This window comes from Enterococcus sp. DIV1083b, assembly GCF_051713705.1.
In the GTDB taxonomy this organism is placed as follows: Bacteria; Bacillota; Bacilli; order Lactobacillales; family Enterococcaceae; genus Enterococcus_D; species Enterococcus_D casseliflavus.
The window spans coordinates 474,772-496,689 of record NZ_JBIOQJ010000001.1; the positions used below are offsets into that span (position 1 = coordinate 474,772).

Below are 21,918 nucleotides of genomic sequence, written 5' to 3' on the forward strand. Positions count from 1 at the left end.
AACGAAGGATTTTTTCATGAAAAGGAGTGTAGAAAAAGTGGAGTATTTGAAACGTTTGTTGGTCGGACGTCCATTGAAATCCGCAGAGAATGATGAACAAAAACTGAGCCGGACGGCGGCCCTTGCGTTGCTATCTTCTGATGCTTTGTCTTCGATTGCTTATGGGACAGAGCAGATCGTTGTCGTATTAGTGGCACTTTCCGCTGCTGCTATCTGGTATTCATTACCGATCGCTGCTTTTGTTATTATTCTTTTGATTTCATTGACCTTGTCTTACCGTCAGATCATTCATGCATACCCTCACGGTGGTGGGGCGTATGTAGTAAGTAGTGAAAATTTAGGGAAAAATGCGGGCCTGATTGCCGGCGGCTCACTGTTGATCGATTATATGCTGACAGTAGCAGTATCCGTCTCAGCAGGGGCAGAAGCCATCACTTCTGCTGTGCCAGCGTTGTTCGGCCATCAAGTGGCCATTTCTGTCGTGATCGTACTCTTGATCATGATGATGAATCTGCGAGGGCTGCGAGAATCAGCTAGCTTCTTGATGATTCCTGTCTACACCTTTATCGCAGTGATCACAGTCTTGATCGTGGTCGGCTTGTACAACATCGTAACTGGTGCGCAACCGTTGAATGCAACCGCACTGCCGGGAGCTGTGGTGCCTGGGGTATCCGTAGCCTTGATCTTACGGGCTTTCTCATCAGGTTCCTCTTCTTTGACGGGGGTCGAAGCGATCAGTAACGCGGTGCCATTTTTCAAAAAACCACGGGCGAAAAATGCAGCTGCGACCTTGACGATCATGGCTGCGATCTTAGGGTTCTTCTTCGTCGGTATCACTTTTATCAACTATTGGTACGGTATCGTACCAGAAGCAGAAGTGACCGTCCTATCTCAAATCGGCTCTGCTGTTTTTGGTCATGGGTTTATGTACTACGTTTTGCAATTTGCCACAGCGCTGATTTTAGCAGTTGCCGCAAATACTGGATTTTCCGCCTTCCCCGTGTTGGCGTATAACTTAGCCAAAGACAAATATATGCCACACATGTATCAAGACCGTGGGGATCGTCTCGGCTACTCAAACGGGATCATCACCTTAGCTGCTGGTTCCATCGTCCTATTGTTTATCTTCCAAGGATCGACCGAGCGTTTGATTCCGTTGTATTCCATCGGGGTATTCATTCCTTTTGCACTATCCCAAAGCGGAATGGTCGTCAAATGGAAAAAAGAAGGCAAAGGCTGGTTCTTTAAATCGATCGCCAACATCATTGGGGCTTTGATTTCTTTTGCGATCATTGCCATCTTGTTCATGTATCGCTTAGGCGATATTTGGCCATTTTTCATTATCATGCCGATCCTCTTGTATATCTTTTACAAGATCCATGATCATTATAAAAAAGTCGCAGAACAGCTGCGATTGGAAAAACAAGAAGCACTGCATGTCTATGAAGGAAATACCGTGATCGTTCTCGTCGGAAATGTTACCCGAGTAAATATCGGCGCATTGAACTATGCCCAATCGATTGGTGATTATGTCGTGGCGATGCACGTCTCGTTGGATGAAGATGTGAAGAAAGAAAAAGAGATCGAACAAGAATTTAAGCAAAAATTCCCAGACGTGCGTTTCTCCGTCGTTCATTCTTCGTATCGTTCGATTGAAAATCCCATCTTGCGTTATGTGGATCTAGTCAGCCGCAATGCAGCCAAACACAATTACACAACGACCGTCATCATTCCACAGTTTGTCCCAAGACGTCGCTGGCAAAATATTTTGCACAACCAAACAAGCCTGCGCTTGCGTTTCAGACTCTCTTGGCGTGAGAACATCATTGTAAGTACGTACAGTTACCATTTGAAGAAATAACAAAAACGCTAGTTTAGCGACCTGATTCCCAAAAGAAATGTTTGGATCAGCCGCTAAGACTAGCGTTTTTTTTTAGCTATAAAACATTTTCAGTTTGATATCCTGATCGTAATTCCCAAACCCTTTGCCAAAGAGGGTACAACCACCGACATGCTCGGCATCTTCTTTGACTTCCACTTTTAAGTGCCACGTATCTTCGTAGGCAGGTATATCCTTGATCGTAATGTCGGAAAGAGGAACACCTTCCATGTAAGTTCCGTGATCCATGATGCGGATCGTCTTCAATAACCCGTACTGATTGAGATTGTCTGGATACCAATCCGGTGTATACTTGCCGCGAATATCTGCAAAATCCCCTGGGCTAGTCCATGTACCAAGCTCCACACCATTTAAGCTGAAGGTGATGTCTGACGGCCAGTTGTTATTGGAAAAAGGAAATTCAGACGAAACTTCCATTGAAATCTCCATCATTTCCAGTTTTTCTTCTCTTGCTAAGAAGTTTGGCGATTGGTATTCAACAAATCCTTTCGTAAACCACAAGATGCGGGCATCCATTCGTCGAGGATCCATGAAAAACTTCGGTTCATCCACCATTCCCACAAAATCAGCTGAAGTAGCAAGCCCGCACGTTGGTTCTACCGAATAATTTGTATAATGACCGATCGGTATCGCCGTTTCTTTCGTATCAAAGGCATTAAAGATTTTCTCAGGAAAGTTGATATCGATATGATCCACTCTCAAACTGGAAATCTTTTTTTGCCCCACACGCTCTGTTTTGATGATTTTGGCTTCTTCTAATTTTTTGATGTGCATCGTAATGATGGCGCTGCTTAAGCCCAACTCCTGTGCCAACTCTTTGACATTCATCTTGTTTTTAGCCAGCAATTGAATGATTTTGATTCGCACGTTACTGGCAAGTGCCTCATAGACAGGCAATGCTTCTTGATTGATTTCTAATTGCATCGTGTCACCTCCGCTTAAACTGTTTGATTTACTTGAATGTTAACATATTTGCTAATTTGTGTAAATAGCGTTGTTTATTTCGCTAGTTATTAATATATTTATTAATTAATATAGATATTATCCTAAATAAATTAATCAAAATATTGTTGACAGCGATTACAAATCAAGTTATGATTTATTTGTAAATTGAAAGTGTTTGCAAACGCTAGAAATGAATAATGCAATTATAAATGCTGGGATAGCAAATAAGAGAAGGAGGATAGGCGTGTTCGGCTTCAAAGACCAAAATTCAATTTCTATGAAAGAGGGAAAAACATGAAGAAGAAACTTATTATTATTGGTGCTTTAGTTGCAGTCGTTGCAGTTGCCCTTATTGGTTTTAATCGTTATCAGGCAGCGGAAAAAGAAAAATACACGATTAATTTTTGGTCACCCCTTACTGGTGATGATGGCGCTTATATGGATCAGATCGTAAATGAATTCAATGAACAATCAGGTTCCGATTATACAATCAATCATGTGATCACGTCTGATATGTACACTAAATTAAGTACGGTTGTAAGTTCTAAAAGTGGGATTCCAGATTTGACTTTGATGCATTCTTATAAAGTAGAGGAATTTGTCAATTCCGATATTATTGATCCGGTTGATCGTCTGGTTTCTTATCAACCTGAGTTAGAAGAAAGCAATTATTTAGATACGGCGTGGAATGCAGGGAAAATCGGCGATACTCAATATACGATCCCATTAGATATCCATGCCAGTGCCATGTATTACAATCAAGATCTTTTAGAAAAATACAATGTCACTTCTTGGTTAGACGATAACATCGTGACGTTTGATGAAATGATGTCATTAGCAGGGCAGATGGAAGAAGGCGATTATGTCGTAAATAATGCGTTACTTTCTTGGGTTATCTTAGCGCAAATCCGTAACTTAGGCGGCGCGATTTCAGACGATGCTGGGAACCCGACGGTGAATACGCCAGAAATGAAAGAAGCGTTAGAAAGAATTAAAGCGTTAACAGATGCAGGCCTGATGACACCTTATGGAGAAGATGGGTATTTGATGTTCCAAGGCGGAAACGTACTCTTATCAACAGATGGTACTTGGACTTCTACCGCTCATGATGCGGTTGAGGGCTTGAATTGGGGCGTAACAAATATTTATTCGACTTCAGATGACATCGCAACCAACCGAGCAGCTTCTCATATGTTTGGCATGTTGAAGAGTGAAAGCAGAACAGAAGAAAAAGAAGAAGTAATCGCACAATTTTTAGAATTCGTTCGTACAAACTCGATCGAATGGGCAAAAGCCGGTCAAATCGTTGCAAGTAAAGATATTTTAGAAAGTGATGATTACCAACAATACCCACAATCATTCTTTACTTCTACACCAGAGGAAGAAGAAACACTTTACATCTTTGACTACGTTTATTTCTCTTATGTCTTAGAAGCATTAGATGTTTATAGTACAGATATCGCTTACGGTGAATTAGATATGGATGAAGGATTAGAAACGATGCAACAATATGTCGAAGATAAGATTGCAGAAGTAGCTAGATAAGTGAAGGGGGGATAATTCTATCCCCTTTTCCAATTTTTAGAAGGGAATGAAAGGAATGAAAAAAAAGAGCATTAACTGGGCATCGATCGCATTCATTGGACCACACATGGTACTCTTTATTATTTTTGTATGTATTCCAACGATCTATGGTATTTATGCTTCATTTACGCAATGGAATTTGATCTCTGATCCAGTCTGGGTCGGTTTTAACAACTATAAAACATTATTGTTTGATAGTTCCTCGACGTTTTATACCCAATTTTGGAATGGTTTGAAAAATACCTTTATTTTCGTTTTGATCATGGTGCCGTTACAAATCATCATTCCACTGATGATTGCAGCTGCATTGCAACATAAAAAAGTGAAGCTGAAAGGACTTTTTCAAGCAATTCTATATATTCCAGGTCTTATCTCTGTTTCAGCAGGTTCTTTGATTTGGTCATTGATTTTCCACTCTCGATTAGGTGCCGTCAATAATATTTTTGGGTTCGATTTCTCTTGGGCTTCGCGACAACCCTATGCTTGGATCTTAATTTTTGTTGTCAGCATTTGGGGAGCGATCGGTGGTAACATGATCATTTATCGCTCAGCTTTAGCGGGTGTCAATGAAGACCTTTATGAAGCGGCAGAGATCGACGGAGCGGGAGCATTCCAAAAATTCTTGAATGTGACCTTGCCATCTATTCGCTTTCCACTATTATATACGATCGTGATGACAACTGCTGGAGCATTTAATGTCTTTGCACAGCCTTTGATGATGACAGGTGGAGGTCCAAACCAAAGCACGACTGTATTGATGATGTATATCCGCTCACTGGCTTTTAGTCAAGGAGAATCAATTGCAGGAATGGCTTCGGCAATGGCAGTCATCTTAGGATTGATCATTATGTGTGTGTCCGTATTTCAATATTTTCTTTTAGATAGAAGCAATACTTAAGGGGGCAAAAAAATGAATACACAAAAGAAACATATACCTAGTATGGTCATCGCATATTTGTTTCTGATCGTTTTATGTATCATCTGGGTTATTCCATTGATTTTTAGCTTCGCCACTTCTTTTCGTTCTCAAACCGAAATCGTCTCCACTGGGTTTCGTTTATTACCCGTAAACTGGATATTAGATAACTATGTAGCGATTTTGACTAATACGTCTACTGCACCAATTATGCAGTGGTTATGGAATTCAATGTTTATCGCAGTCACGCACACTGTTTTAGTTGTGATCGTTGTTTCAGTGACCGCTTATGGCTATGGCAGAATGCGGTTTAAATACCGTGATCGTATCTTTTATCTTTTGATGGGGATCTCGATGTTTCCCGGTGTAGTGAATTTGATCCCGTCTTACAAAATCATTGAAACCTTCGGCTGGGTCAACTCTTCTCTTGCCATGATCATTCCAGGCTTAGCAGGAATGGGAAATATCTTTCTTGTGCGACAGTTTATGAAAGGTATCCCGCTTGAATTTGACGAGTCAGCACGAATGGATGGTGCAGATGAATTTACAATTTTTGCAGAGATCATCGTTCCTTTGATCAAACCTGTGTTGATCGTTGCAGGCCTCTTTTCTTTCACAGGTTCATGGAATGATTTCTTGTGGCCAGTGATCGTGTATACGGATGTTAGTAAAATGCCGATCACAGCCGGTTTGCTATTACTACAAGACATTTATGGCAACTACCGAATGATTGGTCAATTGATGGGCTCGGCATTGATTGCGATCATTCCCACCGTCATGCTGTTTCTATTTGCTCAAAAATACTTCATTGAATCTATGAACTTAAATGCAGGAATAAAAGGATAGTGAAGATCATGAATCGAAAATTGGAAAGAAATTTACTACGTGCCAGTGCGGTCTGGGATGTCTGTATTGGTCTTGTAACGATGTTTGGGTATTATCCTTGGTTTGAAGAACAAGGGATCGCAGCATTTCAAAATCAAAATCAGTATGAATACTTGCAGTCAAGTCTGGTAGGAATGATATCGAAGGTAGTTATGATCGTTGCGTTAGCGACGATTTTGATGGGCGTTATCAGTTGGATCAACGCGAAGAATATGCGAGACAAACAAATAAACAAAGGAACGATACGTTGGATGATCGCCTGTGTCATCATCCATTTGATCATCTATGATGTGATCGGTGTTGTCCTCTATTTACTAGCTACGACGATGTATATGTCTAAAAACAAAGCAATAAAAATACTAAAAACGGAAAACGGAATTATTTAAGAAGGTGTAGAATTTATGGCAGAAAATTATTTGGAACCGATTGTATTAGAACGAGCAGACCCATGGATATACAAGCATACCGATGGATATTATTACTTCACTGGATCAAAACCAGGGTATCAGGAAATCGAATTAAGACGCGCAAAAACCTTGAAAGGACTGGCTGACGGTGAAGTAAAAGTCATCTGGACGGCTCATGCCGAAGGCCCCATGAGTGAACTGATTTGGGCACCAGAGATTCATTTTATTCAAGGAAAATGGTACATCTATTTTGCTGCTGCAGATCATGGAGAAGTCAGAAATGATCAGCATCATCATCGGATGTTTGCGATCGAAAATGCGAATGAAGATCCCTTTGCAGGCGAGTGGGTAGAAAAAGGACAGATCAAGACGCAATTTGAGAGTTTCAGTTTAGATGCTACGGTATTTGAACACAGGAACCGATTGTATTATGTCTGGGCACAAGCAGATCCAAACATTCCAGGCAATTCCAATCTTTATTTATCAGAGATGGAAAATCCTTGGACATTGAAAGGAAAGCAGATTCTGCTGAGCATTCCTTATTATGAATGGGAAAAAATTGGCTTCAAAGTGAACGAGGCACCAGCTGCTTTGATTAGAAATGGAAAAGTGATCATTACTTATTCAGCCAGTGCGACGGATGAAAACTACGCGATGGGACTGTTGTGGGCAGATGAGGATAGTGATTTATTGAATGGGTATTCTTGGCATAAGTTGAAGGAACCAGTCTTTTCAAGTTCTGAACAAAATTCCCTATACGGACCAGGACATAACTCCTTTACAGTCGATGAGGAGGGGGAACAAGAGATCTTAGTGTATCATGCAAGACCAGAAAAAAATGATTACAGTAATCCTTTAGAAAATCCCAATCGACATGCGTATGTCCAACCGTTTACTTGGAAAAAAAATGGATTACCTGATTTTGGCGAACCCGGTGTAGTCAAAGGATAGATAAAAGAGAGGGAAAAAATGAATACAAAAAGAAAAATGCTCTGTTTAACCATGTCCGTTTTTTTTACTAGTTTATTTCTTGCTGGCTGTCAAACAGGAGATGCTGCTGAGCAACTTTCACAAAAGGAGTGGGAAACAACGACAAAAAATCGAGTGTCGATTCATGACCCATCGATTACTTCTATTCATGTTGGTGACCAAGAGCTGTTTTACGTATTTGGTTCGCATCTCGCCCAAGCGAAAACAGAAGATTTACAAACTTGGGAAGTGCCTTTCACTCACGAATATGAATCAATGGAAGACAATATGATCTATGGTAACACAAAAGAAAATCTAGCTGAGACTTTTGAATGGGCAGGCTATGATGATGCCGATTCACAAGGTGGTTACAGCCTTTGGGCACCAGATGTCATTTGGAATGCTGATTATGAATGGTCAAATGGAGACAAAGGAGCCTACATGCTCTACTACTCAGCTAGTTCTACTTGGCGGCGTTCAGCGATTGGATTGGCCGTAGCTAAAACGATCGAAGGACCCTATAGCTATGCGGATACCGTGATCTATTCTGGCTTTACAGAAAAAGATTCGACAGATGGTAGTGAACGCAATACCAACTATCAAAATACCCATTTGGCCAAATTGATCAAAGAGGGGAAAATCAGTGGGTTCAGTGAAAACTGGGCGATCGAAGATGGTCTGACGTATAACACCGATTATGCACCAAACGCCATTGATCCAGCGTTGTTTTATGATGAAGAAGGGAAACTATGGATGACCTATGGTTCTTGGTCTGGCGGTATCTTTTTATTGGAAGTTGATCCAGCCACTGGAAAACCAATGTATCCTGGGGAAGATAGCACGACGGAAGATGGGCGTATCATTGATCGCTATTTCGGGATCAAGCTTTTTGGCGGCTATCATCAATCAGGAGAAGGTCCCTATATTGTATATGATGAGGAAACCGATTATTATTACCTATTCGTCACTTACGGTGGTTTAGCAGCAAAAGGTGGTTACAATATGCGACTGTTTCGCGCTGAAAAACCAGAAGGACCTTACCTTGATGCCCAAGGAAATAGCCCAATCTTAGAACAAGGGGACCAAAATTCAAACTACGGCATCAAATTGATTGGAAACTACCAATTCTCGTTTCAACAAATGGGGTATCGAGCAGCGGGACACAATTCGGCGATCATCGATGAGAATGGTCAGTGGTCCTTGGTGTACCATACGCGCTTTAACAATGGAACCGAAGCCCATGAAGTGCGGGTCAACAGAATGTATATGAATGAGGAAGGCTGGCCAGTTCCAGCACCCTACGAGTATCGAGGCAATGAACAAGTAGCGGATGCTTTGACAGAAGATGACATTATCGGGCGCTATGAAATCATTAACCATGGTACCGACAATGGAACGACCATGCTAAAAACGCAGACAATCGAGCTTCAAAAAGATGGAAGCGTTACTGGTGACCTGACCGGAACTTGGACGTACGATGCGGGATACTTGGCATTGACTTTTGAAGAAGCGACCTTCAAAGGAATTTTATTAACTCAGGAAATAACAGAGTTTGAGCAGCAAAAATTAACGTTCTCAACGATTGGCGATAATAATGAGTCCATTTGGGGAATCAAAGAATAGGAGTATAACAATGACGATTAATATTCAAAACACAAAATCAGGAACAACGATTAGCAAATATATCTACGGTCATTTTGCAGAGCATCTAGGCCGTTGTATCTATGAAGGATTATACGTTGGAGAAGATTCGCAGATCCCAAATAAAAATGGGATGCGGATCGATGTGGTTGAAGCACTGAAAAACATTCAAATCCCTGTGCTGCGTTGGCCTGGCGGCTGCTTCGCCGATGAATACCACTGGAAAGACGGGATTGGTCCTAAAGAAAACCGCAAAACGATGGTCAACACTCACTGGGGCGGCGTGACTGAAAACAATCATTTCGGGACCCATGAATTTTTTGAATTGATCAAGCAGCTGGAATGTGACGCGTATGTCAACGGCAATGTCGGCAGCGGAACGGTGCAAGAAATGTCGGAATGGGTGGAATACATCACGATGGATGGCATTTCTCCGATGGCTGATCTTCGCAGAGAAAATGGCCATGAAGATGCGTGGGAAATGAAATTCTTTGGTGTAGGAAACGAAAACTGGGGCTGCGGCGGCAATATGCGGCCAGAGTACTATGCGGATCTGTATCGCCGCTATCAAACCTATGTCCGCCAATACGGTGACAAAAAAATCTACAAAGTTGCTGGCGGAGCGAATGTCGCAGACTATCATTGGACAGAAACGCTGATGAAAAACGCCCATTGGTTGATGGACGGCCTAAGCTTGCACTACTACGTTCATCCGCAGGGCTGGGAAGAAAAAGGGAGCGCCTTGGAATTTGATGAGGCAGAGTGGCAAGTGACCTGTGAAAAAGCAGCCTACATGGATGAATTATTGACCCGCCACAGCGCGATCATGGACCAGTATGACCCAGAACAGCGTGTGGGAATCATTGTTGATGAATGGGGCACTTGGTTCTCAGCAGAACCTGGGACGAATCCAGGCTTCTTATACCAACAAAATACGATTCGTGATGCCATGGTCGCAGCGATCACCTTGAATATTTTCCATAAACATGCCAAGCGAGTGCATATGGCAAATATCGCACAAACCGTCAACGTCCTGCAAGCGATGATTTTGACAGATGGCGAACAAATGGTGAAAACCCCAAGCTATCATGTCTTTGATTTGTACAAAGTCCATCAAGATGCTGAAACCATTGATAGCCATGGAACTAGCAGTGATACCATTACGTATACGATTTCGAAAAAAGAGGATACGATCCATCTATCGGTTTGTAATTTTGCTACCCAAGGCACGGAAGAATTAACCTTCTCCCTGGAAACAGCGATCAATGAAGTGAAAGAAGCTCGTTATATCGTGGGGGACAAAATGAACGCACACAATGATTTTGATCATCCTGAAGATGTGGTGATCCAAGACTTCACCGCTTACGATGTTGAAGAGAACAAAGTCAGCTTGCGGGTGCCAGCAATGAGTGTTCTAACGATCTCATTGACAGTCTGATCCCATGACTTGTAAAGGATGCGAAGTGAAAGATGCTGCTGCAGCAGCACAGGAAGACATTGAATCCTTGATTGCAGAACAACTTTCTTTAGAAAGCGACTTGGCTTCGCCGGAGATCGTCAGTAGGAGAATCGCTGTTTGTGAGACTTGTCCATTGCGATTGAATCATACCTGTACCAAATGCGGCTGCTTTTATCGGTTTCGCGCAAATTTAGCTAAGAAAAACTGTCCTGCAGGAATGTGGGAACAAGTTTGATGATTAATAATACTGGCAGATGCGCATTCTATGCTGAAACTAAACGTTTTTTTATCGTCTAAAAGAAATAAAATCACAAAAGAGCTTCCCAAAAAGGAGGCTCTTTTTTTTTCTAAACTCAACCTTCTTGGATTTGTTGCATGATTTCTTTAATTTGTTCCTATATTCCTATCTTTGAAAGCGTTATCGTTTTAGTGTAGGAATGTTGGCGGATTTATGTAAAACAAGGAGGAAGAAGTGTGACAAGGAAAATCAGTAAAGTTGGCGCATCTTTGTTGGTATTAGCAGCGGCAACGGCAATCGGCGGCTGCACCCAAAGTGAGGCGAAGACAACTGGAAAAGTCGTTTACCAAGAAACAGCCAAAAGTACGTTGGAAAAAGCGATGGACAATCAACCGGAGTCGTCTTATTGGTTCCCAGAGGATTTGTTGGCATGGTCTTTTGAAAAAGATCCAGATGCGAAATACAATACCAGCGTTGTTCCATTAGCGCAGCGGGCAGCTAAAGAGACGTTGCCGAAGATGAATGACACGCAAACGGCAGAAACCAAAGTCGTGGCGCTTTCGATCATGAATAGCAGTACGAGCGGCAATGCACCACGTGGGATCAATACCTTTGATGCCAATGTCTTTTCTTATTGGCAATACATCGATCAATTGGTTTATTGGGGCGGCTCTTCTGGCGAAGGGATCATCGTACCACCAAGTCCTGATGTGACAGATGCTGCTCATAGGAATGGCGTGCCGGTTTTAGGAACGATCTTCTTTCCACAAACTGCCCATGGTGGGAAGTTGGAATGGCTAGATACGTTTTTAGCTAAGGATGAGGACGGCAACTTTCCGATCGTAGAAAAAATGATCGAAGTTGCCAATACGTATGGCTTTGATGGCTGGTTCATCAATCAAGAAACCGATACGGCGGTCACTAGTTTTGATGATGCAGCGGAAGGTGTCGAACAATCGGGGGCTGATGGTAAAGGACTAAATGAAAGCCACGCCAAAGCGATGCAAGAACTGATCGCCCAATTCAAAGAACAAGCCGACGAGCATTTAGAGATCATGTGGTATGATTCCATGACGAGTGATGGGAAAATGGATTGGCAAAACGCTTTGACGGATAAGAACAAAGCCTATTTGGTGGATGCAGAGATGAACCCATTGGCAGATAGTATGTTCTTGAATTTCTGGTGGACCACTGACAAACTGGCGGACAAAGAGCTGTTGAAGGCCTCCAATGAAAAAGCCCGTGAAATCGGTGTCGATCCTTACGATCTTTTTGCTGGGATCGATGTGCAAGAAAATGGTTATTCAACGCCTGTACGCTGGGATCTGTTTACGGATGAAAAAGGCATTCCTTATACCTCATTAGGCCTGTATGTGCCAAGCTGGACCTATTCTTCTGCTAGTACGCCGGATGATTTCCAAAGCAAAGAGAATGCTTTTTGGGTCAATAACACAGGCGATCCTCGGGAAAGCCAGCTGCCAGAAGCGACAGAGTGGCCTGGGATCTCCACCTATGCCCTGGAACAGACCGCTATCACAGAGCTGCCTTTTGTGACGAATTTTAGTCTGGGGAATGGCTACAACTATTTTATCGAGGGAGAAAAAGTGTCCAGCCGCAATTGGAACAACCGAAGCTTGCAAGCTGTTTTGCCGACCTATCGTTGGGTCTTTGACCATGGAAAAGACAATGATCTGGCTGTATCAATCAATTATGCGGATGCCTATAATGGCGGAAATGCATTGAAACTACGTGGACAGATGACAAAAGGCAGTACCAGTCACATGGCATTGTATCAGACAGCATTTCCTGTGACGAAAAAGACGAAGCTGACGACGACTGTCAAAGCAACGGTACCGACAGCTCTTGATTTGGTCGTGACTTTAGCTGATGGTTCAACACAAACGATCAAAGGAGACAAAGAGGTCGCAACAGACTGGACGACGATCACTTACTCATTGAAAGACATCAAAGGGGAAGTGACAGCGATCGGTTATGACATAACCACGAAAGAAACCAGTGATGTCTATGAATTGAATTTAGGGCAATTAACGATCGGAGATCAGAAAGCGGAGAAATTCGCTGCCGAAGCATTGACGGTTGAGGATGTGCTCTTTGATGAAGAAGAGGGCAACTATGCGGGTGTCCGTTTAACGTGGGAAGCTGCCAAGGACAAGACAGCTGCCGTTTATGAGGTCTACCAATTGAACGATGACGGCTCACGCTCTTTCTTAGCAGCTACGCCAGCAACCAACCACTATTTGAATGCCGTTGAACGACCAAAAGGGACGAAAACCAAGTTCGCGGTGGTGGCAGTGGATCGCTATGGCAATCGCGGCAAGCTATCCGATACGGTGGAGATCACTTGGCCGAACAATCAGCTGCCAAAAGCAGCCTTTACAGCCTCTAAAACCTTAGCGGCACCGGGGGAAACGATCACCTTCACGAATACCTCATCTGCGAATACCGAAGCATTTGAATGGACGTTTGAAGGCGGCGATATCACCAGCAGTACAGAAGAAAATCCCCAAGTGACCTATTCGGAACCAGGTACCTACAAAGTCACGCTTGTTGCCAAAAACGAAGCAGGAGAGACCCCTCTGGAAATGGCGGGATTGATCACGATTTCTGCTGATGCGCCAAAAGAGTTGCTGCTGCTTTCAAAAGATACCGAAGCAACTGCTTCATCGTTTGTCAATGATGCCGAAGCACCAGCTTTTGCCCTGGATGGTGATTTGAGTACGAAGTGGTGTGCGACAGGCAATGCGCCTCATGAGTTGATGATCGATCTCGGTCGACCACAAACGGTCAGTGAAGTACGCCTCGCCCATGCGGAAGCTGGTGGAGAAGGCCCAGACATGAATACGCGGGCGTATACGGTGCTCGTCAGTGAAGATGGCAAAGACTATGAGCCAGTTTCACGAACGTTGAAAAATGAAGCGGGCAATAGCACCAATACGTTTGCCGTCAAGAAGGTGCAATATGTAAAAATCAGTATCGATAAACCAACACAAGGAGCAGACTCAGCAGCCCGAATCTATGAAGTCGAAGTATACGGAATGGATAAATAGCAAAAAAGAGCAGGGCGTTAACCCTAAGAAGGGAAGCGGCTGAAGCGATACTTTCCTGAAAAATGACCGAACCAAAAAAGCCGTTGCGACCAATAAATGGTCACAACGGTTTTTGCTTTTTCCCAATAAGTTTAGCGTGAAGTACGGCTGGCTGGATCTAAGCGGCGTTCAATAAAGCTTAACCCAAGATCCGTAATGATCGCCATCAAGGCAGTTGGTAAAGCACCGGCTAAGATGATCGATGCACCATCCGTCGCATTGGTTCCACGGATGATGATGTCCCCCAGTCCACCAGCACCAACGAAAGCGCCAATAGCGGTGATACCGATCGCCACGACTAAGGCGTTTCGAATCCCTGCCATGATCACCGAAACAGACAATGGCAATTCGATCATATACAATCGCTGCCAGCTAGTCATCCCCATCCCTTTGCCGACATCTAACGTATTGCGGTCGACTTGGCGCATGCCGGTATAGGTATTTTTGATGATCGGTAACAAAGAATAAAGGAAAATCGTTAAAATCACGACATTCACACCTAAGCCCATGCCGATCATTAAAATCGAGATCATCGCTAAAGATGGAATCGTCTGGATGATATTGGCGAAACGAATCACCCAATCTGCCAAACGCATTTTTTTAGAAATCAAGATCCCGATTGGAATCCCGACGATCGAGGCAAAAAGTACCCCGTAGATTGAAATCAAGAAGTGACGAATGAACTGGGCAAAAACATAGCCGCCATTTTCTTGAAAATAGAAAAGAAATTGTTGGAATAAATTCATGTCTGCCATTTCGTCACTCTCCTTCGAAGTAATTATTTTCTTCTAAGAAACGTTCGGCAACTACCGTTGGTTCTAGAAGGTCATTATCCACTTGGTAATTCAATTCTTGCATTTTTTCGGTATCAATTTTGCCTGCTAATTTGTTCAGGGCATCGCCGATTTCAGGTGTTTCTTTCAATAATTTGTCATCGACGATCGGTGCGGCATCATAAGGCGGGAAGAAGTTTAGATCGTCTTCTAGCATCACGAGATCGTAACTGCCGATCCGGCCGTCGGTTGAGTACCCTAAAACGATATCCATTTTTCCGTTATCAACAGCATCATAGACGAGACCGATCTGCATCGGTAGGATGTTTTGGAAAGAGAATCCATAGGCTTTCTGGAAGCCATCGTACCCATCGCCGACCCGTGTGATCCACGCGGTATCGACCCCTGCAACCAATTGATCTGCGACATCTTTCAAGTCACTGACTTTTTCCAATCCGTATTCTTCGGCAGTATCTTTTCTGACAAGAAAGACATACGTGTTATCAAAGCCGTAAGAAGGGAACCAAGTCTGTTGGTACCGTTGCTCAAATTCTGATTTGACTTTGTCAAAGGCGGCTTGCGGATCAGATTCTGGTTCCAACCCTAACGTCGTGGTCAAGTCAGTTCCTGTGTAGCGGGCAGCTGAGATCGACGCATCGCCATTCATCATCGCTTGGTGATTGATGGTCGTTGTTGCTAAGTTGTTAATGACGGTTGTGTTTTTATCCGTATAGTGTTCGACCATACCTGCAACCACTGCGCCAAGAATTTGGGCTTCGGAAGTGATCCCACCTGTGATCGCCACGGTATTCTCATCAGAAGTCGAGGCTAAACCGGGAAAAGAACAGCCGGACAGTAAAGCGACACTTAAGGAAAACAACAGCGCTAATTTTGAAGTTTTTTTCATTACGCATCCCCCCTTAAGGCAGCTGGTGTCAGTTTGTTTTCTAACAAACCCAATAACCAGTCAGCTAATAAAGCAAAGATCGTCACTGGAATCGTTCCAGCAAAAATCAAAGGCGGTTGGTAATTGTTTAGTCCGCTAAAGATCAAATCACCAAGCCCACCGGCACCAATGTAAGAAGCCAAGGTAGCCCAAGCTAAAACATACACGGCCGATAAGCGGATCCCTGCCATGATCGTCGGGATCGCTAGAGGTAATTCCACACTGATGATCGACTGTAAGTTGGTCATCCCCATCCCTTTGGCAACATCGCGGTAATTCCAATCGACTTTTTTCATTCCAATGTAGGTATTTCGCAAAATCGGCAACAAGGAATAAATGAAAAGAGCGACGATAGCAGGGACTTTTCCGACACCTAAAATCGGGATCATCAATGCCAATAGCGCCAAAGAAGGCACGGTTTGCAACGCACTGGTGATGCCGATCACGACCGTTGCTGCTTTGGGGAAACGGGTCAAGATCACACCGATCGGTACAGCAACAAGAATCCCTAAGAGCAAAGCCGCAAAGGAGATATACAAATGTTCGAGACTTTTGGTGACCAATTGGCCGCCATATTCATTAAAGAAGCTTTGCATGCGCTAGACCTCCTCAGTTTCTTCAGGTTTCGCCGACTCAATGGCTTCCATGATCGATGGCTCATCGCCCCAAATCACGTCATAAACGATATCAACTAAGGAAGCACGGGTCAAAATCCCGACTAAATGTTTGTCGGCATCTACTACCGGCACATATTTTAAGCCGCGTTTTAAAATGCGTTGCAAGGTATCCCGCAACAAGGCGGTTTCACGAACGAAAAAGACATCTTTGTTCAAGATATCGCCGACACTAGTAACTTTGCCACGGTTGCGGTCGATGGATTCGACATCGATGTAGCCTTTTAGCACGTTGCTATTGTCGGTAACCAGCAAGGTATCGACCCGTTTTTCCCGCATCAAGTGAATCGCTTCTTGTAAGGATTTTTCTGGTGTGATAGCGATCGGGGTATTCAACATCACGTCTTTGACTGGCGTCGTGTCAGGTTTTGCTTGCAACAAGCGGTCTTCACCGATCAATTCTTCCACAAACGGTGTTGCTGGGTGTTGCAGAATATTTTCTGGTGTATCAAATTGAATGACTTTTCCTTCACTCATGATCACGATGCGGCTAGCAAGTTTCAATGCTTCATCCATATCATGGGTAACGAAGACGACGGTTTTTCCAAGCCGTTCTTGCAAGTCTTTGACCAAATCTTGTAGGGAATCACGAGTGATTGGGTCTAGTGCGCCAAAAGGCTCATCCATTAAAATGACATCTTGGTCAGCTGCCAAGGCACGGACAACACCGATCCGTTGCTGTTGTCCCCCAGACAATTCGTTGGGGTAACGGTCGAGCATTTCTCGCGGCAATTCCACCAAGTCGATCATGCGCTCGGCAGTTTTGTTGCGTTCTTCTTGGCTGACTTTTAACAATTTTTGAACCAATGTGATGTTTTCCCGAATCGTCATGTGTGGCATCAAACCGATGCTTTGGATCACATAGCCGATTTGACGGCGTAATTCCACTGGGTTGATCTCTGTAACGCTTTTTCCATTGATCAAGATTTTTCCTTTAGAAGGATCCGTCATACGGTTGATCATCCGCATACAAGTCGTCTTTCCGCTACCACTTGTCCCGATGAAGCAAATGAATTCGCCTTTTTCAAAGGAAAGATTCACATCTTCAACAGCGACTTTACCACCTTTGTAAATTTTGGATACCTGCTGAAACTCAATCATGATGTCACCTCTATTTTTATTTAAGCAATCTGAATAATGGCTTAGAATCTGTACTAAGTATGCCGAAAAGTCCCTTGTTATTCAAATAATCTGCCCATTTTTTTCATAATTGTATAGACAAAACTAAAAATAGCGCCATAAGCAAGTCCAAATTAAGGAGCGATGCATAGAGAAAAGAAACGGCAAAGATCCCCCGTTATTTTTCATTGGGAAAAAGGGGGCTTTTTTGCAGAACGCCTTGGCAGCAGTCTCTTTATTTTTTTCTAAGAAAGGGCAGAATAAAAAGCTGTTTTTTCAATTTTTATAAAAACATGCTAGAATAGAGAAGAATTTAGGGAAAGAGAGGAACAACATGCTTACAACTGAAGATTTTGATTTTGAATTACCGGAAGAACTGATCGCCCAAACGCCATTAAGCGATCGCTCAAGTTCCCGTTTATTAGTGGTTGACCGTGAGACTGGCAAATTTGAGGACAAGCACTTCTATAACATCATTGATGAATTGGCACCAGGGGATGCTTTGGTGATGAATGATACGCGGGTATTACCAGCTCGTATCTATGGCGAAAAACAAGAAACAGGTGCCCATTTAGAAATCCTTTTACTGAATAATATTGAAGGGGATACGTGGGAAACCTTGATCAAGCCAGCCAAAAGAGCCAAAGTCGGCACGAAGATCACCTTTGGCGACGGACGATTAGAGGCAGTGGTGGAAGAAGAGCTCGATCACGGCGGCCGGATCATTCGTTTTCAATACAAAGGGATCTTTTTAGAGATTCTGGAATCACTTGGCGAAATGCCGTTACCGCCTTACATCAAAGAACGGTTAGAAGACCCAGACCGCTATCAAACGGTTTATGCCAAAGAAAACGGCTCGGCTGCTGCACCAACTGCCGGCTTGCATTTTACCCCAGAATTGCTAGAGCAGATCGCAGCAAAAGGTGTCAAGCTGGTTTATCTGACTTTGCACGTTGGTTTAGGAACGTTTCGTCCAGTGAGTGTCGATAATATCGCTGATCATGAGATGCACAGCGAATTTTACCGTTTGACAGAAGAAGCTGCCGCGCAATTGAACGAGGTTCGGGCAAATGGCGGCAAGATCGTTGCAGTCGGAACGACTTCGATCCGTACGCTAGAAACCATTGGGACTAAGTTTGATGGGCAAATCAAAGCCGATAGTGGGTGGACGAGTATTTTTATCACGCCAGGCTATCAGTTTAAAATCGTGGAAGCTTTTTCTACCAACTTCCATTTACCAAAATCAACCTTAGTGATGTTAGTCAGTGCCTTTGCAGGACGCGACCTAACACTTTCTGCCTACCAACATGCCATCGATGAGCGGTATCGCTTCTTTAGCTTTGGCGATGCGATGTTCTTAAAATAAACAAAAAAAACTGAGCGACGTAAGCGGCTCTTTAAGTTGAAACAATTTCTCAACTTTTAGAACTGCTTTTTTGTCGCCCAGCTTACTACTAGAGGAAGGTATAAGTGGTGGTCGCTTTTTGTGGTCCATGCAAAGCAATGTTTCTCGAAAATTTGTTTTCATTTACAAACTTACACATGTTTCGTGTATTCCGATACAAAATGAGACGTATCATTTTTCGATATGGAAATGTTCGATCCTTGTTACGTTTTTCTTCTTGTTACTTTACACGTTTGGTACTAGGTGAAACTTGTACGTTCAACAACTTTTAGTAGATTGAGTTTGCGATATTTACGAAAACCACCAACAGAGTTGCTACCTTCCTTACACGTATACTATAACACGAAAAGGAAGCGTTTGCAAAAGAAAAAGGTCGTTTTCCTCAAAAAAAAAGACCGGCGAACCGATCTTTTAAGCAAGTGCTCGTTTAGGCAGATTGTCATAAAACGCTGCTTTGGTTGCACTGATGTAAGGTGTCAGCCATAAGTAGCCGATTCCTGCAGTCATGATGGCCAAAATGTGCCAGCCGATGAAGCTCAGATCAAGGATGAACAGTTGCCCTTTGTAGCCTCTCATTAAATGACGGCTACCTGTGATGCAGCTGAGAAAATCTGGCCGCATGCCCGTTTCTTCATAGGTATCATAAAAGACAAAATATGCTTGAGAATAAGAATAAGCTTTGATGATCCCAGGAATGATAAACAGGAACGTCCACAACGTCGTGAAAATAGTCGACAAAATATAAATGACGATGATCCCTAACACGAAAGCACCACTGAAGCCACGAAAGACATCAGAAAAGGGTTGGATCGACTGTTTTTTACCGCGTAAAAGATCAAGGAAAGTCCAAGAGATCCCAGCACCGAATAGGGCAGAAAATAGACCGCTGATCAAACCGCCGCCACTGCCACCACTGCCGCTAGCGGAATTGACTGCATCGGTAGAACCAAGATCATTGAACATACCGCTTTGATACAATGGAATAACAGTAAGGACGATAATGACGAATGCGATAGCGATCGAGATCAAAGTCGGTACAATACACATCAAAACACTGTCTTTCCAGCGTCCTCGCAGCATTGCTTTTGCTTCTGCTTTTAGTTCTCTATTTGATTTCATTTCAAAAAACCTCCCTTCAATATAAATAACATGATAGCAAACTTTCGCTAAATCTTCAAAAAAAAGTAATAGATGTTTCGCATGACTAGGAGAAAATACTCTTAGTTTCTTTAAACTTCCTTGCAAAATGTAAGGGCAACCCTTATCATAGATAGCGTTGCACAGTTAATCGAGTATAGAGAGAAAGTAGGGAAATGAATGACGGAACCAGCCATTCGTTATCGTCTGATAAAGAAAGAAAAGCATACCGGTGCCCGTTTAGGCGAACTGATCACGCCTCACGGAACCTTTCCAACGCCAATGTTCATGCCAGTCGGCACATTAGCAACGGTCAAAACCCTTGCCCCTGAAGAGTTGAAAGAAATGGGTGCAGGTGTCATTTTAAGCAATACCTATCACTTGTGGTTACGTCCAGGAGAAGACATTGTTGCAGAAGCAGGCGGCTTACATAAATTTATGAATTGGGATCAACCAATCTTAACAGATTCTGGTGGTTTCCAAGTCTTTTCATTAGCCGAAATGCGTAACATCGTCGAAGAAGGTGTCCATTTCAAAAACCATTTGAATGGATCGAAAATGTTTTTATCTCCTGAAAAAGCGATCGATATCCAAAACAAATTAGGGTCAGATATCATGATGAGTTTTGATGAGTGTCCGCCATTTGATGAAAGCTATGACTACGTCAAAAAATCGGTGGAACGGACGTCTCGCTGGGCGGAGCGTGGCTTGAAAGCCCATGCCAATCCAGATCGGCAAGGCTTGTTTGGGATCATTCAAGGTGCAGGCTTTGAAGACTTGCGCAAGCAAAGTGCCCAAGACTTGATCAGTATGGACTTCCCAGGGTATTCCATTGGCGGCCTGTCAGTTGGCGAACCAAAAGCGGAAATGAATCGCGTGTTGGAATTTACGACCCCTTGGATTCCAGAAAACAAACCACGTTACCTGATGGGCGTTGGGGCAGCCGACTCCTTGATCGATGGCGTGATTCGCGGAGTCGATATGTTCGACTGCGTTTTACCAACACGGATCGCAAGAAACGGTACCTGTATGACTTCAAAAGGTCGTTTAGTCGTGAAAAATGCGCAATATGCCCGTGACTTTCGACCAATTGACGAGAAATGTGATTGCTATACATGTAAAAACTATTCTCGTGCGTACATCCGCCACTTGATCAAATGTGATGAAACCTTTGGTATGCGTTTGACGTCTTACCACAATGTCTACTTCTTATTGAATCTGATGAAAAATGTCCGTCAAGCCATCATGGATGACAACTTGTTGGAGTTCCGTGAGCATTTTATTGAAGAGTATGGGTTCAACAAGGAAAATGCGAGGAATTTCTAACATTCTCTACTAAAATGGTGGGAATAATAGAGGAATTCTGATAAAGTATCTTATAGGAAAGAAAATAAATCGAGGTGAAAAAAATGGCACAATCTTTACCAATGCTCTTTATGCTGGTTGCTTTAGTGGCAATGTGGTTCTTTATGAGTCGTTCACAAAAGAAACAACAGCAAGAGCGTAAAAATCTTTTAGAAAATATGAAAGCTGGCGATGAAGTCGTAACCATCGGCGGACTCCACGGCGTTCTTTCTGAAGTCAACACAGAAAAAAGCACCGTGATCATCGACTGTGAAGGAATTTTCTTAGAGTTTGATCGTTCAGCGATCCGCACAGTGAAACCTGGAACTGTTGCATCCGTTGAAACACAAATCGAACCAGCTGATGTCGAAGACGCAACGAGCATCCAAGACGAAACCAAAGAATAAGCACAAACGCACCGTCGCTTTCTCAGAAGCGATGGTGCATTTTTTTAGTAGTCGGACAGTTT

General features: G+C 43.2%; 19 protein-coding genes. 13 read left to right on the top strand and 6 right to left on the bottom strand.

Annotated elements, in window-relative coordinates:
• Positions 1-37 precede the first annotated feature (37 nt).
• Entirely contained in the window at positions 38-1,861 is a 1,824-nt protein-coding gene (locus tag IGI69_RS02210; RefSeq protein ID WP_438739560.1) for an APC family permease, read from the top strand.
• Between the two features lie 72 nt (positions 1,862-1,933).
• Here the strand turns inward: IGI69_RS02210 and IGI69_RS02215 are convergent, their stop codons facing one another.
• A complete protein-coding gene (locus tag IGI69_RS02215) occupies positions 1,934-2,824 on the bottom strand; it encodes an ArsR/SmtB family transcription factor (protein WP_005227282.1) in 891 nt (296 codons plus the stop codon).
• A 315-nt stretch (positions 2,825-3,139) separates the two neighbouring features.
• On the opposite strand from IGI69_RS02215, the gene IGI69_RS02220 reads away from it, so the two are divergent.
• The 9 genes from IGI69_RS02220 (at position 3,140) to IGI69_RS02260 (ending at position 14,012) form a co-directional block, all read left to right on the top strand.
• Complete coding sequence (locus IGI69_RS02220) at positions 3,140-4,390, top strand: extracellular solute-binding protein (protein WP_005227283.1); 1,251 nt, start codon at positions 3,140-3,142, stop codon at positions 4,388-4,390.
• A 46-nt stretch (positions 4,391-4,436) separates the two neighbouring features.
• Positions 4,437-5,327 carry a carbohydrate ABC transporter permease gene (locus IGI69_RS02225; protein ID WP_005227284.1) on the top strand — a complete coding sequence of 297 codons (891 nt, stop codon included), beginning with the start codon at positions 4,437-4,439 and terminating at the stop codon, positions 5,325-5,327.
• Positions 5,328-5,339: 12 nt separating this feature from the next.
• Entirely contained in the window at positions 5,340-6,191 is an 852-nt protein-coding gene (locus IGI69_RS02230; protein WP_005227285.1) for a carbohydrate ABC transporter permease, read from the top strand.
• 8 nt (positions 6,192-6,199) lie between these two features.
• Positions 6,200-6,616 carry a hypothetical protein gene (locus tag IGI69_RS02235; protein WP_010748727.1) on the top strand — a complete coding sequence of 139 codons (417 nt, stop codon included), beginning with the start codon at positions 6,200-6,202 and terminating at the stop codon, positions 6,614-6,616.
• A 15-nt stretch (positions 6,617-6,631) separates the two neighbouring features.
• Complete coding sequence (locus IGI69_RS02240; protein WP_121260156.1) at positions 6,632-7,588, top strand: glycoside hydrolase family 43 protein; 957 nt, start codon at positions 6,632-6,634, stop codon at positions 7,586-7,588.
• Between the two features lie 18 nt (positions 7,589-7,606).
• Positions 7,607-9,229 carry a glycoside hydrolase family 43 protein gene (locus IGI69_RS02245; protein WP_010748729.1) on the top strand — a complete coding sequence of 541 codons (1,623 nt, stop codon included), beginning with the start codon at positions 7,607-7,609 and terminating at the stop codon, positions 9,227-9,229.
• Positions 9,230-9,239: 10 nt separating this feature from the next.
• Positions 9,240-10,685, top strand: coding sequence for an alpha-N-arabinofuranosidase (locus IGI69_RS02250; RefSeq protein WP_010748730.1), 1,446 nt, complete (start codon positions 9,240-9,242; stop codon positions 10,683-10,685).
• A 4-nt stretch (positions 10,686-10,689) separates the two neighbouring features.
• Entirely contained in the window at positions 10,690-10,941 is a 252-nt protein-coding gene (locus IGI69_RS02255) for a DUF6171 family protein (protein WP_118215042.1), read from the top strand.
• Between the two features lie 239 nt (positions 10,942-11,180).
• Positions 11,181-14,012, top strand: coding sequence for an endo-beta-N-acetylglucosaminidase (locus IGI69_RS02260; RefSeq protein WP_438739564.1), 2,832 nt, complete (start codon positions 11,181-11,183; stop codon positions 14,010-14,012).
• Positions 14,013-14,143: 131 nt separating this feature from the next.
• Here IGI69_RS02260 and IGI69_RS02265 read toward each other — a convergent pair whose 3' ends face one another.
• Genes IGI69_RS02265 through IGI69_RS02280 form a run of 4 tightly spaced genes read right to left on the bottom strand, consistent with a single transcriptional unit; the run spans position 14,144 to position 17,545 of the window.
• Positions 14,144-14,806 carry an ABC transporter permease gene (locus tag IGI69_RS02265; RefSeq protein WP_005227316.1) on the bottom strand — a complete coding sequence of 221 codons (663 nt, stop codon included), beginning with the start codon at positions 14,804-14,806 and terminating at the stop codon, positions 14,144-14,146.
• A gap of 4 nt (positions 14,807-14,810) precedes the next feature.
• Positions 14,811-15,731, bottom strand: coding sequence for an osmoprotectant ABC transporter substrate-binding protein (locus IGI69_RS02270; RefSeq protein WP_005227318.1), 921 nt, complete (start codon positions 15,729-15,731; stop codon positions 14,811-14,813).
• Positions 15,731-16,366, bottom strand: coding sequence for an ABC transporter permease (locus IGI69_RS02275; RefSeq protein ID WP_016609633.1), 636 nt, complete (start codon positions 16,364-16,366; stop codon positions 15,731-15,733). Before IGI69_RS02275 ends, IGI69_RS02270 begins: the two co-directional genes overlap by 1 nt.
• Before the next feature lie 3 nt (positions 16,367-16,369).
• Positions 16,370-17,545 carry a betaine/proline/choline family ABC transporter ATP-binding protein gene (locus IGI69_RS02280; protein WP_005227327.1) on the bottom strand — a complete coding sequence of 392 codons (1,176 nt, stop codon included), beginning with the start codon at positions 17,543-17,545 and terminating at the stop codon, positions 16,370-16,372.
• 352 nt (positions 17,546-17,897) lie between these two features.
• On the opposite strand from IGI69_RS02280, the gene queA reads away from it, so the two are divergent.
• The gene (gene queA / locus IGI69_RS02285; protein ID WP_010748742.1) at positions 17,898-18,929 is read left to right on the top strand and encodes a tRNA preQ1(34) S-adenosylmethionine ribosyltransferase-isomerase QueA; all 1,032 of its coding nucleotides are present in this window, start codon (positions 17,898-17,900) and stop codon (positions 18,927-18,929) included.
• A 450-nt stretch (positions 18,930-19,379) separates the two neighbouring features.
• Here queA and IGI69_RS02290 read toward each other — a convergent pair whose 3' ends face one another.
• Positions 19,380-20,087 carry a DUF975 family protein gene (locus IGI69_RS02290; protein ID WP_413153825.1) on the bottom strand — a complete coding sequence of 236 codons (708 nt, stop codon included), beginning with the start codon at positions 20,085-20,087 and terminating at the stop codon, positions 19,380-19,382.
• Positions 20,088-20,285: 198 nt separating this feature from the next.
• Between IGI69_RS02290 and tgt the strand changes: the two genes are divergently transcribed.
• Together tgt and yajC are read left to right on the top strand one after the other, a co-directional pair.
• The gene (tgt, locus tag IGI69_RS02295; RefSeq protein WP_005227333.1) at positions 20,286-21,431 is read left to right on the top strand and encodes a tRNA guanosine(34) transglycosylase Tgt; all 1,146 of its coding nucleotides are present in this window, start codon (positions 20,286-20,288) and stop codon (positions 21,429-21,431) included.
• Between the two features lie 83 nt (positions 21,432-21,514).
• Positions 21,515-21,856 carry a preprotein translocase subunit YajC gene (gene yajC / locus IGI69_RS02300; protein WP_005232170.1) on the top strand — a complete coding sequence of 114 codons (342 nt, stop codon included), beginning with the start codon at positions 21,515-21,517 and terminating at the stop codon, positions 21,854-21,856.
• Positions 21,857-21,918: the final 62 nt, after the last annotated feature.

Excerpts from the sequence above, each read along its gene's own strand:
- IGI69_RS02290 (WP_413153825.1), bottom strand. The coding sequence starts at position 20,087 with ATGAAATCAAATAGAGAACTAAAAGCAGAAGCAAAAGCAATGCTGCGA.
- IGI69_RS02270 (WP_005227318.1), bottom strand. The coding sequence starts at position 15,731 with ATGAAAAAAACTTCAAAATTAGCGCTGTTGTTTTCCTTAAGTGTCGCT.
- IGI69_RS02265 (WP_005227316.1), bottom strand. The coding sequence starts at position 14,806 with ATGGCAGACATGAATTTATTCCAACAATTTCTTTTCTATTTTCAAGAA.
- IGI69_RS02250 (WP_010748730.1), top strand. The coding sequence starts at position 9,240 with ATGACGATTAATATTCAAAACACAAAATCAGGAACAACGATTAGCAAA.
- IGI69_RS02280 (WP_005227327.1), bottom strand. The coding sequence starts at position 17,545 with ATGATTGAGTTTCAGCAGGTATCCAAAATTTACAAAGGTGGTAAAGTC.
- IGI69_RS02220 (WP_005227283.1), top strand. The coding sequence starts at position 3,140 with ATGAAGAAGAAACTTATTATTATTGGTGCTTTAGTTGCAGTCGTTGCA.
- tgt (WP_005227333.1), top strand. The coding sequence starts at position 20,286 with ATGACGGAACCAGCCATTCGTTATCGTCTGATAAAGAAAGAAAAGCAT.
- IGI69_RS02235 (WP_010748727.1), top strand. The coding sequence starts at position 6,200 with ATGAATCGAAAATTGGAAAGAAATTTACTACGTGCCAGTGCGGTCTGG.
- queA (WP_010748742.1), top strand. The coding sequence starts at position 17,898 with ATGCTTACAACTGAAGATTTTGATTTTGAATTACCGGAAGAACTGATC.
- IGI69_RS02230 (WP_005227285.1), top strand. The coding sequence starts at position 5,340 with ATGAATACACAAAAGAAACATATACCTAGTATGGTCATCGCATATTTG.
- IGI69_RS02225 (WP_005227284.1), top strand. The coding sequence starts at position 4,437 with ATGAAAGGAATGAAAAAAAAGAGCATTAACTGGGCATCGATCGCATTC.
- IGI69_RS02275 (WP_016609633.1), bottom strand. The coding sequence starts at position 16,366 with ATGCAAAGCTTCTTTAATGAATATGGCGGCCAATTGGTCACCAAAAGT.
- yajC (WP_005232170.1), top strand. The coding sequence starts at position 21,515 with ATGGCACAATCTTTACCAATGCTCTTTATGCTGGTTGCTTTAGTGGCA.
- IGI69_RS02245 (WP_010748729.1), top strand. The coding sequence starts at position 7,607 with ATGAATACAAAAAGAAAAATGCTCTGTTTAACCATGTCCGTTTTTTTT.
- IGI69_RS02215 (WP_005227282.1), bottom strand. The coding sequence starts at position 2,824 with ATGCAATTAGAAATCAATCAAGAAGCATTGCCTGTCTATGAGGCACTT.
- IGI69_RS02240 (WP_121260156.1), top strand. The coding sequence starts at position 6,632 with ATGGCAGAAAATTATTTGGAACCGATTGTATTAGAACGAGCAGACCCA.
- IGI69_RS02255 (WP_118215042.1), top strand. The coding sequence starts at position 10,690 with ATGACTTGTAAAGGATGCGAAGTGAAAGATGCTGCTGCAGCAGCACAG.